This window comes from Streptomyces sp. XH2, assembly GCF_049725035.1.
In the GTDB taxonomy this organism is placed as follows: Bacteria; Actinomycetota; Actinomycetes; order Streptomycetales; family Streptomycetaceae; genus Streptomyces; species Streptomyces roseoverticillatus.
This window is the reverse complement of the sequence record NZ_JBMMMZ010000018.1, coordinates 53,768-67,894: the sequence shown is the minus strand read 5'-3', so window position 1 is coordinate 67,894 and position 14,127 is coordinate 53,768. Positions and strand designations below refer to the sequence as shown.

Genomic DNA, 14,127 nt, shown 5'->3' with positions numbered 1-14,127 from the left:
TCACCCGCGGGCGGCGGCGCCCGCCACGAGCCGGGCGGCCGCGCCCGGGGCGCCCGCCCAGTGCACATGCAGGTACGAGGCGTGGACCCCGCCGGCCACGAACCCCTCCGTGCGGCGCTCCGGGTGGGTGAAGCCCCACGCCGGGGCCGCGCCCGCGCCCGGCTCCGTCACCGTGCGGTGGAACTCGTGGCCCCGGACACGGGTGCCCGCCTGCGCCAGCGGATTGTCCGCGATCGCCACGGCCTCGCGGTAGCCGAGGGTCAGACGGCCGGACATCCGGGCGTCCGTGGGGAGCACGCCGCACATCGGCTTGCCGTCCAGCGAACGGGAGAGGTAGAGCAAGCCCGCGCACTCGGCGATGACCGGGGCGCCGGACGCCGCGAGGGCGGCCACCTGCTTGCGGAGCGGTTCGTTCGCGGAGAGCTCCGGGGCGTAGACCTCGGGGAAGCCGCCGCCGATGACGAGGGCGGCGGTGCGGTCCGGGAGGGACTCGTCGTGGAGGGGGTCGAAGGGGGCGACCTCGGCGCCTGCCGCGCGCAGGAGTTCTGTGTGCTCGGTGTACGAGAACGTGAACGCCGGGCCGGCCGCTACTGCCACTACCGGTGCGTTCTTCGGGTGCACGCCGGTGGTCGGGTTGTGCCCGCCCTCCCCCAAGCTCTCGGCTTCGTTCGAGCAGGGGGGACCCCCATCGCCCTGCGGAACGCCTGCCCACAACGGAGCGGCAGGGTCCCAAGTGGCATCCGTCAGTGGTGGCGCGCTGTGAGCCAGTGCCAGCAGACCCTCCAGGTCGCAGCCCTCCCTCACCTGGGCCGCCTGGGCCTCCACCGCCTCCACCGCCTCGGTGCTGCGTTCCGCCACCGGGACCAGGCCCAGGTGCCGGGACGGCGTGTGGACCTGCTGGACGCGGCGGACCGCGCCCAGCACCGGCACGCCCGATTCCGTCAGCGCCTCCCGCAGGAGCGCCTCGTGGCGGTCCGAGCCGACCTTGTTGAGGATGACGCCCGCGACCCGTACCTCCGGGTCCCAGGACGCGAAGCCGTGCACCAGCGCGGCCACCGAACGCGACTGCGACGACGCGTCCACGACCAGCACGACCGGCGCCTTCAGCAGCTTCGCCACGTGCGCCGTCGACGCCAGCTCGCCCTGCCCGCTCGCCCCGTCGTACAGGCCCATCACGCCCTCGATCACCGCGACGTCGCAGCCCGCGGCCCCGTGCAGGAACAGCGGGGCGATCCGCTCCGGGCCGCACATGTACGCGTCGAGGTTGCGGCCCGGGCGGCCGGTCGCGAGCGCGTGGTAGCCGGGGTCGATGTAGTCCGGCCCGACCTTGTGGGGGGAGACCGCGAGCCCCGCGCCGGCGAAGGCCCGCATCAGCCCGGTGGCCACCGTGGTCTTGCCGCTGCCGGAGGCCGGCGCGGCGATGACCAGGCGGGGGACGCGCGTACTCACCACTGGATGCTCACCACTCGATCGACGCTCACCACTCGATGCCCCGCTGGCCCTTCTGACCGGTGTCCATCGGGTGCTTCACCTTCGACATGTCCGTCACCAGGTCCGCGAACCCGACCAGCTTCTCGGGGGCGTTGCGGCCCGTGATGACCACGTGCTGGGTGCCGGGACGGTCGCGCAGCACCTCGATCACCTCGTCCGTGTCGATCCAGCCCCAGTGCATCGGGTACGCGAACTCGTCCAGCACGTAGAGCTTGTACCGCTCGGCCGCGAGGTCGCGCTTGACCTGCTCCCAGCCCTCGCGGGCCTTCTCCTCGTTCGACAGCTCGCTGTCGCGCTGGATCCACGACCAGCCCTCGCCCATCTTGTGCCAGTCGACGGTGCCGCCCTCGCCCGACGCACCGAGCACCCGCAGCGCGTTCTCCTCGCCGACCTTCCACTTCGCCGACTTCACGAACTGGAACACCCCGATCGGCCAGCCCTGGTTCCAGGCCCGCAGCGCCAGGCCGAACGCCGCCGTCGACTTGCCCTTGCCGATGCCGGTGTGGACGAAGACGAGCGGGCGGTTGCGGCGCTGGCGCGTCGTGAGCCCGTCGTCGGGAACGGTGGTCGGCTGCCCCTTGGGCATTACGCGGCCCTCCTGGTGTGAGTGGTCCGTACGGTGTGTACGAGCGCGGAGATGCTGTCCGCGCGCAGCTCGTCCAGCGTCACGACCGGGCCGCGCAGCTCCCGGCCCAGCTCGGCGGCGAGCCCGAGCCGCACCGGCCCCTGCTCGCAGTCCACGACCACCGACGCCGTGCCCTCGCCGGCCAGCAGCCGCGCGGCCCGCGCCGCCCGCTGCAGCGGCTCCGGGCCGCCGGTGGCGCGCCCGTCCGTCACCACGACCAGCAGCGGCCGCCGCGACGGGTCGCGCAGCCGCTCCACCCGCAGCACCTCGTGCGCCCGCAGCAGACCCGCCGCCAGCGGCGTGCGGCCGCCCGTCGGCAGCTTCTCCAGCCGGGCCGCGCCCGCGTCCACCGACGACGTCGGCGGCAGCGCCACCTCGGCGCCCGCACCGCGGAACGTGATCATCCCGATCTTGTCGCGGCGCTGGTACGCGTCGAGCAGCAGCGACAGCACCGCGCCCTTCACCGCACTCATCCGCTTCCGGGCCGCCATGGAACCGGAGGCGTCCACGACGAACAGCACGAGATTGCCCTCGCGGCCCTCGCGCACCGCCTCCCGCAGGTCGTCGCGGCGCACGAGCAGGCCGGGGCCGCTGCGCCCGCGCACCCGCTGGTGCGGCGCGGCGGCCTGCACCGTCGCGGCCAGGTGCAGCCGGGACAGGGCACCGCGGGGACGGCGGGAACCGGTCGTCCGGCCGTGCGCCGTACGGGCCCGCGAGCGGCGGCCGTCGGCGCCCTCGCCGAGACCCGGGACGTCGAGCCTGCGGGTCCGGAACGGGGCGGAGGCGGCGACGGCCGGGGCCTCCGGGGCTTCCCCGGTCGCGGGCGCGCTCCCGGGGGCCTCCGCGGACTCGGACCCGGACCCGGACCCCGTCCCGGATTCCGCGGGCTCCTGCCGCTGCTGCGGCACGTCGGGCGGCGTGCCGTCGGAGCCCGGGCCGTCCTGCGGGGGCTGCTGCCCGCCGCCGTCGGGGCCGCCGCCCTCGGGACCGCCGTCGCCGGGACCGTCGTCGTCCGGCCCCTCGGGTTCGGGCTCGGGCTCGTCGTCCTCGAACTGCCGCAGGATCTCGTCGAGCTTGTCCTCGTCCAGGCCGGGGGCGTCGAACGGGTTGCGCCGGCGGCGGTGCGGCAGCGACAGCAGCGCGGCCTGCCGCACGTCCTCGGTCAGCACGTCCGTCCGGCCCGCCCACGCGGCCAGCGCCGACGCCGTCCGCGCGGTCACGATGTCCGCGCGCATGCCGTCCACTTCGAAGCCCGCGCACACGGCGGCGATCCGGCGCAGCGCGCCGTCGCCCAGCCGCACGGACGGCAGCAGCGCGCGGGCGGCGGCGATTCGCTCGCGCAGCGTCTCCTCCTCGGCGGCCCACTTGGCGGCGAACGCGGCCGGGTCCTCGTCGAAGGCGAGCCGGCGGCGGACGACCTCGACGCGCTCGTCGGGCTCGCGCGAGGCCGCGACCTCGACGGTCAGCCCGAAGCGGTCGAGGAGCTGGGGGCGCAGCTCGCCCTCCTCGGGGTTCATGGTGCCGACGAGGAGGAAGCGGGAGGCGTGACGGACGGAGACGCCCTCGCGCTCGACCGACGACACACCGGTCGCCGCCGCGTCGAGGAGGGAGTCCACGAGGTGGTCGCCCAGCAGATTGACCTCGTCGACGTAGAGGACGCCCCGGTGCGCGGCGGCCAGCAGGCCCGGCTCGAAGGCCTTCACGCCCTCGCCCAGCGCCCGCTCGATGTCGAGCGCCCCGACGAGCCGGTCCTCGGAGGCGCCGACGGGCAGCTCGACCATGCGGGCGGGGCGGGCGTCGCCCTCCTCGCCCGCATGGGGCCCGTCCGGGCAGGTGGGGTCGGGGGCCGCGGGGTCGCACGAGAACCGGCAGCCGGGGACCGTCACGACCCGCGGCAGCAGCGCCGACAGGGCCCGTACGGTCGTCGTCTTGGCCGTTCCCTTCTCACCCCGTACGAGCACTCCGCCGATGGACGGCGAGATGGCGTTGAGCAACAGGCCCAGCCGCATGTCGTCCATGCCGACGACCGCGGTGAACGGGTAGGTGGCCGAGGCCGTCAACGGGTACCCCCTGTGTTGTCGTTCCGCGCGAGCGGAGCCGGCGCGCCCGGCGGTATGAACGGGACGCCCTTCGGGACCCCGTCCTCGATCAGCCGCAGCAGCGCGTCCGTGTCCGCGTGTTCCTCGATCAGATCGCCCAGCCGGTCCAGCTGCTCCTCCCGCAGCGCGGCGAACGACGTGTCCGGGGCCGGCACGAAGGCCCGCCCCGCCGCCTCCGCGACGCGCCGCAGGAACGCCCGGCGGAAGCCGTCGCTCTCCAGGGAGCCGTGCCAGTGCGTGCCCCACACCGAGCCGACCCGGCAGCCGTCCAGGAACGGCTCGTCGCCGCCCCGCAGGTCCGCCACGCCGTGGTGGATCTCGTAGCCCTCCACGGGCTCGCCCAGGGCCGTGCCCACCGGTCTCGCCAGGGTCTTCTCCGCGGCGAAGCGGATGCGCACCGGCAGCAGGCCCAGCCCCTCGACCGTGCCCGCCTTCGACTCGACCTCGTCGTCGATCCGCTCGCCCAGCACCTGGAAGCCGCCGCAGATGCCCAGGACGGGGCGGCCCTCCGCCCCGCGCCGGGCCAGGGCGTCCGCGAGCCCGCGCTCCCGCAGCCAGTTCAGGGCCCGTACGGTGCCGCGGGTGCCCGGCACCACGACCAGGTCGGCGTCGGCGAGCTCCTCCGCGCGGTCGACGAAGCGCACGACCACGCCCGGCTCGGCCGCCAGCGCGTCCACGTCCGTGAAGTTCGACATCAGCGGCACGGCGCACACCGCGACCCGCAGCACGTCCGCGCCGTGCGGCGGGGCCACCACCGACTCGCGCACCGCGCCCCGCAGGGAGACCCGCAGGCCGTCCTCCTCGTCGATGCCGAGGCCGTGCGCGAACGGCAGGACGCCGAACGTCCGCCGGCCCGTCAGCTCGTACAGCATGTCCAGGCCCGGCTCCAGCAGCGTCACGTCGCCCCGGAACTTGTTGACGACGTAACCCGCTATCAGCTCCTGGTCCTCCGGCGACAGCAGCGCCGTCGTGCCGAAGAACGACGCGAAGACGCCGCCGCGGTCGATGTCGCCCACCACCACCACGGGCAGCCGGGCCGCCCGGGCGATGCCCATGTTGACGATGTCGCTGCGCCGCAGGTTGATCTCGGCCGGGCTGCCCGCGCCCTCGCAGATGACCGCGTCGTGCGTGCGCCGCAGCTCCTCCAGGCAGCCGGTCACGGTGCCGAACAACTGCTCCTGCCGCCCCGCGTGGTAGCCGCGCGCGCTGAGCTCGCCCACCGGCTTGCCCATCAGGACGACCTGGCTGCTGCGGTCCCCGCCGGGCTTCAGCAGGACGGGGTTCATGAGCGCGCTCGGCTCCACGCGGGCCGCGGCCGCCTGCATGGCCTGCGCGCGGCCTATCTCCGCGCCCTCGCGCGTCACGAACGAGTTGAGCGACATGTTCTGCGCCTTGAACGGCGCGACCTTGACGCCCTTGCGGGCCAGCCAGCGGCAGATGCCGGCCGTCACCACGCTCTTGCCCGCGTCCGAGGTGGTGCCGGCCACCAGCAGGCCCCCGCCCAGCGGGCCCGCGGGCCCGCTCCTGTCAGCCGTCACCGGCTCCTCCTTGCCGCTCTTGCCGTCGTCAACAGGCTGCCCACTGTGCGGGCCGCCACCGCCGTCCCCAGGGCCAGCAGCGACACCCGGTGCGAGAGGCGCACCGCGCGCTCGATGTCGTCCGTCCGCACGGGGCGGTTCTCCGCGCCCAGGACGGGGCGGTGCTCCACCCGGCCCGCGTACGCGAGCGCGCCGCCCAGCCGCACGCCGAGCGCGCCCGCGAACGCGGCCTCCACGGGACCCGCGTTGGGGCTGGGGTGGCGGGACGCGTCGCGCCGGGCCACGCGCCAGGCGCCGCGTGGATCCGGGCCCGCGAGGACGGCGAGGGCCGCGGTCAGGCGTGCGCCGGGCCAGCCGGCCACGTCGTCCAGGCGGGCCGAGGCCCAGCCGAAGCGCCGGTAGCGGGCCGACTTGTGGCCGACCATGGCGTCCAGGGTGTTCACGGCCCGGAAGCCCACCAGGCCGGGCACGCCGCCGAGCGCGCCCCACACGAGGGCGCCGACGACGGCGTCGGAGGTGTTCTCGGCCACGGACTCCACGACGGCGCGGGCGATCTGCTGCCCGTCCAGCGCCTGCGGGTCGCGGCCGCACAGGTGCGGCAGGCGCTCGCGGGCGACCTCCACGTCACCGGCGGCGAGCGCGCCCCCGATGGCGCGGGCCTCCCGGCCCAGGGACGTGCCGCCGAGCACGGCCCAGGTGGCGGCGGCGGTCAGCGCGACGTCGGCGGTACGGGAACGAGAAGCGCGTACGGTACGGGCCAGCAGTGCGGCGCCTGCCGCCGCGCCCCCGGCGCACACCAGGGTGTGCAGGGCACCGCGGCCGCGGTCGTCGCGCCACAGGCGCTGCTCCACGGCGTGCGCGGCGCGGCCGAACGCGGCGACGGGGTGGCCGCGGCGCGGGTCGCCCAGGACGCGGTCACCGAGGAAGCCGAGGGCGGCGCCGCACGCGAAACCGATCGGATCGGCACGCATCGGATCAGACCGCCGTCACGCCTCGGCGGGAAGAGAAGGCTCTGCGGGGCGTTCGGTGGCGGGCGCCGGGCATGACGATGTGTCCTCACTCAGGGTCCGCGCCCTGGCTCGACGTGACCGGCGACCAGAGTCTCCTGGCTCCCGGATCCGCGCCCGCCCCGGCCTTCCGGCTCGCCGCCGTGGCCATCGCGTGGGGGAGACGCTCCCCGGTGACAGTGGCGGGACCGCGCCGGATTCGCACCGGACTTCCTCTGCTGTCGCCGTTTGGCTCCGGAAGTCCACCATGCGCCGCGGGCGCCGTCAACTCGCTCTGACCTGGCCCGAGCGCTTCCCGTGCCGGGTGCGGCCGACGCCTTTTACCGCCGCCGCGGCGTGCAACCCCCGTGTACGTGTCCGGCGGTGCCGAACCCACCGGCGGGGCGGCGCCGGCGGAGACGTACACCCAGGATGATCGCCGTTGCGGCGGGAGTTCGCTGCCCGGCAACGAGACGCAAGCGGCCGCGGCGGCGGGGTTCGTTGCGCGGCAACGAGATGCGCTTGACCGCGGCGGAAGCCGGTTGCGCGGCCGCGGCGCAGCCCGGCTTCCCCGCGGGTACGCGAACGGCCGGACCCCTGAAGGGGTCCGGCCGTTCGAAGGCGGAGCGCGGCTACGCCACGATCAAGTAGATGCCGTAACCCACGGCCGCCGCGCACAGCGCGAAGCACGCGTACGCCCCGGAGCGCGCGAGCGCACCCGCACCCGCACCCGAGTCCGCCGAGCCCCCCGCACGGGGCGACGTGCCCACGATGCCCAGGGTGAAGATGCCCACCAGGCCGACCGTCACCACGAGGCTGACGCCGAAGACCTGGCCGAGAGCTGCCCAGTCGATGTGCATGCGTTTCTTCCTTATGCCTTAGCTCGCCGCGGCGGCGGCAGGAGCCCGCCCGGCCTCGGGGGAGGGGGAGACCGCGGCGGCGAGCGGGCCGGCCGGCGGCGGGGCGACGGCCTGCAGGGCCGCGGTGACGACACCGGCCGGCTCGGCGCCGGTGACGGCGTCGCGCGAGTCCAGGTCGTCGTGGGTGACGGGCTTGCGGCGCGAGGCCAGCCAGATCGCGCCGGAGACGGCCAGGCCGAGGACGGCGACCGCGGCGACGCCCCAGTCGCCCTGGTCGGCGAGGAAGGCCGCGCCACCGGCGACGAGGCCGGCCGCGGGGAGGGTCAGGCCCCAGGCCATGACCATGCGCCCGGCGGTCGACCAGCGCACGACGCCGCCCTTGCGGCCGAGGCCGGCGCCCATGATCGAGCCGGAGCAGACCTGGGTGGTGGAGAGCGCGAAGCCGATGTGCGAGGAGGCGAGGATCACGGTCGCGGCGCCGGTCTGGGCGGCGAAGCCCTGCGCGGGCTTGATGTCGGTGAGGCCCTTGCCGAGGGTCTGGATGATGCGCCAGCCGCCCAGGTACGTGCCGAGGGCGATGGCGAGGCCGGCCGAGACGATGACCCACAGCGGCGGGTCGGAGTGCGGTGCGACGACGCCGCCGGCGACGAGCGCGAGGGTGATCACGCCCATGGTCTTCTGCGCGTCGTTGGTGCCGTGGGCGAGGGAGACCAGGGCGGCCGAGGCGATCTGCCCGGCGCGGTAGCCCTTGGCGGTGTCGCGCTCGTCGCGGCCGCGGGCGAGCCGGTAGGTGAGCCGGGTCGCGCACCAGGCGGCGAGGCCGGCCACGATCGGCGCGGCGACGGCGGGGATGAGGACCTTCATGACGACCTTGTCGGCGTTGACCGCGTCGAAGCCGACGGAGACGACCGTCGCGCCGATGAGGCCGCCGAAGAGGGCGTGCGAGGAGCTGGAGGGCAGACCGGCGAGCCAGGTCAGCAGGTTCCAGACGATCGCGCCGACCAGACCCGCGAAGATGATCTCCGGTCTGATGCCCGCGCTCTCATCGATGATTCCCCCGGAGATCGTCTTGGCGACCTCCACGGACAGGAATGCGCCGACGAGGTTCAGCACGGCCGACATCGCCACTGCCACCTTGGGCTTGAGGGCCCCGGTGGAGATGGTGGTGGCCATGGCGTTGGCCGTGTCGTGGAAGCCGTTCGTAAAGTCGAACACCAAGGCCGTGACGATCACGATCCCGATGAGAAGCGTGATGTGTTCCATTCACCCAGGCAATCAGCTCGATGGTCAGTACAGCGGGGACCGTAAAGACCTTGGGTGAACGGAAGGTGAACTGACCCGGGCGGGGCAGTGACGCGAACCGGAGGCGGGAAACGGATGCAGAGGGGTGGAGGACGGATGAGGGAGACCGAGCAGATCCGCCGGACGTGGGCCGATGTGGTGGAGGCGGCCCGCCGCACGACCGCCGACGGCCTCGTCGTGGGCACGTCCGGCAATGTCTCCGCCCGGGTCGGCGACGTGATCGTCGTCACACCGAGCGGCGTCCCGTACGACCGGCTGACCGCGCGCGACGTGGTGGCCGTCGACCCGGAGGGCCGCCGGCTCCTCGGCGACCTGGCCCCCACCAGCGAGCTCCCCCTGCACCTCGCGGTCTACCGCGCCACGGACGCCGCCGCGATCGTGCACACGCACGCCGTCCACGCCACGGCCGTCTCCACGCTCGTCGACGAGCTGCCGCTGATCCACTACGTGACCGGCGCCCTCGGCGGGCCGGTCCGCGTCGCTCCGTACGCCCTCTACGGCAGCGACGAGCTGGCCGCGCACGCCCTGGAGGCCCTCGACGGGCGCACCGGCTGCCTCCTGCGCAACCACGGCACCCTCACCTACGGCGCCGGACTCGACCAGGCCTACGACCGCACCGCCCAGCTGGAGTGGATGAGCCGGGTCTGGCTCACGGCCTCCTCCGTCCCCGGCCGCGCTCCCTCCCTGCTGACCACGGAGCAGGCCGACCGCGCCACGGAGAAGCTCCGCGGCTACGGGCAGCCGTAGGCGGCCCGTAGCCGGGCCCGGGGGCCGCGGCCGGGCCCCGGCCCCCCCGCCCCGGGCTCCGCCGCGCAGCAGACCTCCGCCGCAACGGCGAGCAACCACCGCGGCGGAATCCGGCGGTGCCACGCCGGGCGGTAAGTGCCGGGCGGTGAGTCCGGCACCGCCGGGACGGCACATCGTGCTTGCGCGCCACCGCGGCGGCGCAGGAGCCCGGGCCGCCCGGACAGCCCGTGCAGCAGAAGCGCGCGACGCCCCCTGGGCCTGCGCAGCGGAAGCGCACGGCGCACACCCCCGGCCCCGCGCAGCGGAAGGCGTCCACTGGCCGTGGCCGCCCGTCCCGCCCACACTGGAGGGCATGGGCATACGGACCACGGCAGCCGTGGCCGCCGTCAGTGCGATCGGTGCCGGCGCGGCCGCCCTCGCGGCCGGCCGGTACGCCTCCGACGCGGCCCTGCGCGCGGCACCCGGCGGCCCGCCGCCGGACCAGCCGCGGCTCACCGTCCACTCCGTCGACGGCGACCGCATCGCCCTCACCCGTCACGAGGCCTCGCTGCGCCCCGGCACCTACGGGCTGACCGGGCGCGGCCTGCACGCCGTCGTCGGGCCCGTCGTCCAGGACGCGCCGCACGCCGCCGACACCGTCGTCCGCCGTCTGGTGCGCGTCACGCGCGGCGGGCCGGAGCCGGGTGACCGGGTGTGGCTCACACCGCAGCTCCACGCCGGGAACCCCCGCGACACCCTCGGCCTCGACCACGCCGACGTCGTCGTCCCCGGCGAGCTCGGACCGCTCCCGGCCTGGTTCGTGCCCGCCGCCCGCGACACGTGGGTGATCGCCGTGCACGGCCTCGGCGCCACGCGCGAGCACCCCATGGTCGTCATGCCGTTCCTGCACCACCTGCGGATGCCGGTCCTCGCCCTCGGCTACCGGGGCGACCCCGGGGCGCCCCGGCCACCGGACGGAATCAGCCGTTTCGGGCTCGCCGAATGGCATGATCTCGCCGCTGCCGTCCGTTATGCCCTGGCCCACGGCGCCCGCCGGGTCGTCCTCCACGGCTGGTCCACCGGAGCCACCATGGCCCTGCTGGCCGTCGGCGACCCCGGGCTGCGCCCGCACATCAGCGGCGTCGTCCTCGACTCGCCGGTGCTCGACTGGCCGGCCGCCCTGCACGCCCTGGCCGCCGGCCGCGGCGTGCCCGCCCCGCTGCTCCCGCTCGCCGTGCACGCCGCCCGCGGCCGGACCGGAATGGCCCCCGACGGGCTCGACCGGCTCCGGGACCCGGCCCGGCTGACCGTCCCCGCCCTCCTCGCCCACGGCCCCGACGACACCGTCGCCCCGTGGCACACGTCACGCGAACTCGCGGCGGGCCGTCCCGATCTGATCGTCCTGCACACCGTCCGCCGGGCCCCGCACGCCGCGATGTGGAACGCCTCCCCGGAGCGTTACGAAGAGGCGCTGCGGAGGTTCCTCATCCCCTTCATGTGACGCTCCCACAGCCCCCAAGCTGCCCTGATCCAGCGGCAGGAAGTGAAGGGTGGACAGCCGGACAATTGATTCCGATTGGGTTTTCGGAGCGGCAGCGGCAAGACTGCTCCTGTGACGTCCCGTACTCCGCGCGACTCCCGGCTCAGACTTGTCCCCCGACAGCCGATCGCCGCTGCCCGCCGGGCCGTGGCCAACCGAGGCTCCCGCCCGGCGCCCCGCCCGCCGGCCGGCACCCCCGCCCCGGCCGAACTCGCCCGGCAGGCCAGAGACTGCCTCACGGGCGCGGTCCGCGTGGCCCGCTGGGCGGCCGACGAGCGTGGCCGCGGCGCCACCCTGCGCCCCGGTACGACCGGCGGGCTCTCCGAGGAGACGGCCGGACGGGCCGCCGCGGCCCTGGGCCTGACGCCCCACCAGGCGCGCGCCGACTGGGACCGCGCCCGCCTCGCCGGGCTCGTCGAACTGCACGGCGGCACGGCCCGCCCCGGCTGGCGCATGCAGGCCTGGGACCGCGACGACGGCGCCGTCCTGCGCGGCTGGGTCGCCCTCTTCGACGCCTGGTCCCTGGCCCACCCGGCGCCCGCCGGCACCGACGCGACGGTCGCCGCCGAGGTCGTCGAGGCCGCGCCGCAGCTGCTGTCCGTCATGCACCTGTCGGCCGGGCCCGTGCCCGTCGCGATGCTCCTCGACCTGCTGCAGCAGCGCGTCGCCGAGATCCGCGCCGAGCGCTGCGAGGTCCCCTACGGCGGCCCGCCCGTCCCCGCCGCCCGGCCCGCCCCGACGGACGACGACCCGCTGGAGGAGCTCCTCGGCTGGGCGCTCGAAGGGCTCGCCTCCGTCGGCGCCCTGGTCATGCGCGGCGGCCCCGGTCCGCGGGCCGGCGCGGAGGCCGAAGCCGTGCTGACCCCGCTCGGCAACTGGGCGGTGTGGGTCAAGCTGGAGCAGATCTGCGTCGCCGCGCAGAGCCCCGCGGGCAACATCGAGCTGTCCGCCGAGGCCATGCTGCGCGGCTGCGCCGACCTCACCCCGGGCCCGGCCCGCGCCGAGTACCGCGCGTGGCTCGCCGCCCGCCCCGCCGGCAGCGCCCAGTGCGAGCTGCTGGACGCGGCCCGCGGCGACGACGCCCTCGTCCGGGGTCTGGCCTTCGAGGCGCTGCGGGCGGTCGGCGCGGCCGCGGAGCCCGCCGTCCGGGCCGTGCTGGACGAGCCGTGCCTGCGGCCGTACGCCCTGCTGTGGCTCGCCGAGCACGAGGGGCGGGACCCGGAGCAGGCGGCCGAGGTGCTCACCCGCGAGGAGGCCACCTGGCTGTGGGTGGACACGGCCGCCGCCGTCGCCGACCACGGCGAGAGCCGGCTGCTCGTGCGGCACCTCGACTCGGCGGTCCAGGGCACGGTGCCGGGGCTGCTGGAGGAGGTGCGGGCGGTGGGGCATCCGCGCACGGTGCAGGTGCTGGTCGCCCTGGCGGCGGCCCACCCGGACCCGGCCTTGGCCAAGGCTGTCCGGAAGGCGGCCTTCCAGGTGCACACGGGCGGCGTCTGAGCGGCGTGCCCCCGCGGGGGCGCGCACGACGGAGCTGAGCCCGGCCCGCCCGGCCGGGCTCAGCCCGCCGGGACGTACGTCCCGAAGCTCCACACGTTCCCCTCCAGGTCCCGCGCCATGTAGTCCCGCGAGCCGTACTCCTGGTCCGTCGGAGGCATCAGGATCTCCACCCCGCCCTTCTGAGCCTTCCGGAAGTGCGCGTCGGTGTTCTCGACCACGACGTAGACGCCCACCGGCCCGCTCTCCTTCATGGCTTCGGCGAACACCCCCACCCGGCCCTTCGAACCGATCATCACCCTGCCGTTGCCGTAGGCGAGTTCGGCGTGCAGGACCGTGCCGTCCTCGCTCTCGTACAAGGCGGCCCGCGTGAAGCCGAACGCCTTGGTGAGCTGCTTGATCGCCGCCTTCGCGTCGCGGTAGAGCAGCGTGGGGTAGATGCTCGGCGTGTGCGTGCCTGTCACGATGTCACTCCTTAGCGGTCGTTCCCCGCTCAGCGGAACGTGTTGCAGCGGGCCATGTCCCCGGTGCCGTACCCCGTGTTGAACCACTGCTGCCGCTGCGCGGCCGAGCCGTGCGTCCAGCTCTCCGGGGTCACCCTGCCCTGGAACTTCTCCTGGATGCGGTCGTCGCCGACGGCCGCCGCCGCGGACAGGCCGTCGTCGATGTCCGCCTGCGTCAACCGGCTGATCAGCGGCCGCCCGGTGGACTTCTCGGGCGTCGTCGTGGCGTGCCGGGCCCAGACCCCGGCGTAGCAGTCGGCCTGCAGCTCGACCTTGACGGAGTTGCTCTCGGCGCCCGTGCGCCGGTCCTGGGCCCGGCCCAGCGTGCCCATCAGGTTCTGGATGTGGTGCCCGTACTCGTGCGCGACGACGTACGCCTCCGCGAACGGGCCGCCGGTGGCGCCGAACTTGGTCCGCAGCTCGTTGAAGAACCCCAGGTCGAGGTAGACCTTGCGGTCGCCCGGGCAGTAGAACGGCCCGACGGCCGAGGACGCGGCCCCGCAGGCCGTACGGACCTGGCCCGTGAAGAAGACGGTCGACGCCGGGGTGTACGTCCCGGAGCGGCGGCCGAACTCCTGGCTCCAGAACGACTGGGCGCTGTTGACCACCGCGACGATCCGGCAGTCCTCGCGGGTGTTGGCGTCGCGGCCCGTCCGGCAGTGCTGATCGACCTGCGCGTCGCTGCTCGCCGTGCCGCCGGGCGTCGGCTGCGAGCTCAGCCCGAGCTCCTGCGGCCCGATGCCGAAGAACAGCCCCAGGACCAGGGCGATCAGGCCCACGATGCCGCCGCCGATCGTCATCCCGCCGCCCGGGATCCGGCCGCCGCGCTGGTCCTGGACCTGGGAGGTGTCCAGCCCCGCGTCGTCGTCGAACTGCATGCGCCCACCGCCTTCCCACCCCTGAGTATCGGTGAATCGCGTCATATGTCGCTATTGCTCGGGTGTCCGGTCCGGCGTGTCGGCG

General features: G+C 75.2%; 12 protein-coding genes and 1 riboswitch. Of the genes, 3 read left to right on the top strand and 9 right to left on the bottom strand.

What is annotated here, in order from left to right:
- The 7 genes from ACOTKD_RS32965 to ACOTKD_RS32935 all read right to left on the bottom strand — a co-directional run bounded on the left by ACOTKD_RS32965 (position 1) and on the right by ACOTKD_RS32935 (position 8,862).
- On the bottom strand, positions 1 to 1,449 hold the full coding sequence (locus ACOTKD_RS32965) for a cobyrinate a,c-diamide synthase (protein WP_424892667.1): 1,449 nt from the start codon (positions 1,447 to 1,449) through the stop codon (positions 1 to 3).
- Positions 1,450 to 1,477: 28 nt separating this feature from the next.
- Entirely contained in the window at positions 1,478 to 2,077 is a 600-nt protein-coding gene (cobO, locus tag ACOTKD_RS32960; RefSeq protein ID WP_424892666.1) for a cob(I)yrinic acid a,c-diamide adenosyltransferase, read from the bottom strand.
- Positions 2,077 to 4,134, bottom strand: a complete 2,058-nt coding sequence (locus ACOTKD_RS32955; RefSeq protein WP_424892739.1) for a putative cobaltochelatase — start codon at positions 4,132 to 4,134, stop codon at positions 2,077 to 2,079. Before ACOTKD_RS32955 ends, cobO begins: the two co-directional genes overlap by 1 nt.
- Before the next feature lie 38 nt (positions 4,135 to 4,172).
- Positions 4,173 to 5,720 (bottom strand): cobyric acid synthase, encoded by a 1,548-nt coding sequence (locus ACOTKD_RS32950; RefSeq protein ID WP_424892738.1) that lies wholly within the window; start codon positions 5,718 to 5,720, stop codon positions 4,173 to 4,175.
- 29 nt (positions 5,721 to 5,749) lie between these two features.
- On the bottom strand, positions 5,750 to 6,724 hold the full coding sequence (locus ACOTKD_RS32945; protein WP_424892665.1) for a cobalamin biosynthesis protein: 975 nt from the start codon (positions 6,722 to 6,724) through the stop codon (positions 5,750 to 5,752).
- A 128-nt stretch (positions 6,725 to 6,852) separates the two neighbouring features.
- A riboswitch (cobalamin riboswitch) is annotated at positions 6,853 to 6,975 on the bottom strand.
- 396 nt (positions 6,976 to 7,371) lie between these two features.
- A complete protein-coding gene (locus tag ACOTKD_RS32940) occupies positions 7,372 to 7,599 on the bottom strand; it encodes a hypothetical protein (protein ID WP_424892664.1) in 228 nt (75 codons plus the stop codon).
- An 18-nt stretch (positions 7,600 to 7,617) separates the two neighbouring features.
- The gene (locus ACOTKD_RS32935; RefSeq protein ID WP_424892663.1) at positions 7,618 to 8,862 is read right to left on the bottom strand and encodes an anion permease; all 1,245 of its coding nucleotides are present in this window, start codon (positions 8,860 to 8,862) and stop codon (positions 7,618 to 7,620) included.
- Positions 8,863 to 8,997: 135 nt separating this feature from the next.
- Between ACOTKD_RS32935 and ACOTKD_RS32930 the strand changes: the two genes are divergently transcribed.
- From ACOTKD_RS32930 to ACOTKD_RS32920, 3 genes are all read left to right on the top strand, one after another.
- On the top strand, positions 8,998 to 9,648 hold the full coding sequence (locus ACOTKD_RS32930) for a class II aldolase/adducin family protein (RefSeq protein ID WP_424892662.1): 651 nt from the start codon (positions 8,998 to 9,000) through the stop codon (positions 9,646 to 9,648).
- Between the two features lie 352 nt (positions 9,649 to 10,000).
- Positions 10,001 to 11,128, top strand: a complete 1,128-nt coding sequence (locus ACOTKD_RS32925) for an alpha/beta hydrolase (protein ID WP_424892661.1) — start codon at positions 10,001 to 10,003, stop codon at positions 11,126 to 11,128.
- 111 nt (positions 11,129 to 11,239) lie between these two features.
- Complete coding sequence (locus ACOTKD_RS32920) at positions 11,240 to 12,664, top strand: hypothetical protein (RefSeq protein WP_424892660.1); 1,425 nt, start codon at positions 11,240 to 11,242, stop codon at positions 12,662 to 12,664.
- Between the two features lie 59 nt (positions 12,665 to 12,723).
- Here the strand turns inward: ACOTKD_RS32920 and ACOTKD_RS32915 are convergent, their stop codons facing one another.
- Positions 12,724 to 13,125: a VOC family protein gene (locus tag ACOTKD_RS32915; RefSeq protein ID WP_424892659.1), complete on the bottom strand. Its 402-nt coding sequence runs from the start codon at positions 13,123 to 13,125 to the stop codon at positions 12,724 to 12,726.
- A gap of 29 nt (positions 13,126 to 13,154) precedes the next feature.
- Positions 13,155 to 14,042 carry a KPN_02809 family neutral zinc metallopeptidase gene (gene ypfJ, locus ACOTKD_RS32910; protein ID WP_424892658.1) on the bottom strand — a complete coding sequence of 296 codons (888 nt, stop codon included), beginning with the start codon at positions 14,040 to 14,042 and terminating at the stop codon, positions 13,155 to 13,157.
- Positions 14,043 to 14,127: the final 85 nt, after the last annotated feature.

Excerpts from the sequence above, each read along its gene's own strand:
- cobO (WP_424892666.1), bottom strand. The coding sequence starts at position 2,077 with ATGCCCAAGGGGCAGCCGACCACCGTTCCCGACGACGGGCTCACGACG.
- ACOTKD_RS32955 (WP_424892739.1), bottom strand. The coding sequence starts at position 4,134 with ATGGACGACATGCGGCTGGGCCTGTTGCTCAACGCCATCTCGCCGTCC.
- ACOTKD_RS32945 (WP_424892665.1), bottom strand. The coding sequence starts at position 6,724 with ATGCGTGCCGATCCGATCGGTTTCGCGTGCGGCGCCGCCCTCGGCTTC.
- ACOTKD_RS32940 (WP_424892664.1), bottom strand. The coding sequence starts at position 7,599 with ATGCACATCGACTGGGCAGCTCTCGGCCAGGTCTTCGGCGTCAGCCTC.
- ACOTKD_RS32935 (WP_424892663.1), bottom strand. The coding sequence starts at position 8,862 with ATGGAACACATCACGCTTCTCATCGGGATCGTGATCGTCACGGCCTTG.
- ACOTKD_RS32930 (WP_424892662.1), top strand. The coding sequence starts at position 8,998 with ATGAGGGAGACCGAGCAGATCCGCCGGACGTGGGCCGATGTGGTGGAG.
- ACOTKD_RS32925 (WP_424892661.1), top strand. The coding sequence starts at position 10,001 with ATGGGCATACGGACCACGGCAGCCGTGGCCGCCGTCAGTGCGATCGGT.
- ypfJ (WP_424892658.1), bottom strand. The coding sequence starts at position 14,042 with ATGCAGTTCGACGACGACGCGGGGCTGGACACCTCCCAGGTCCAGGAC.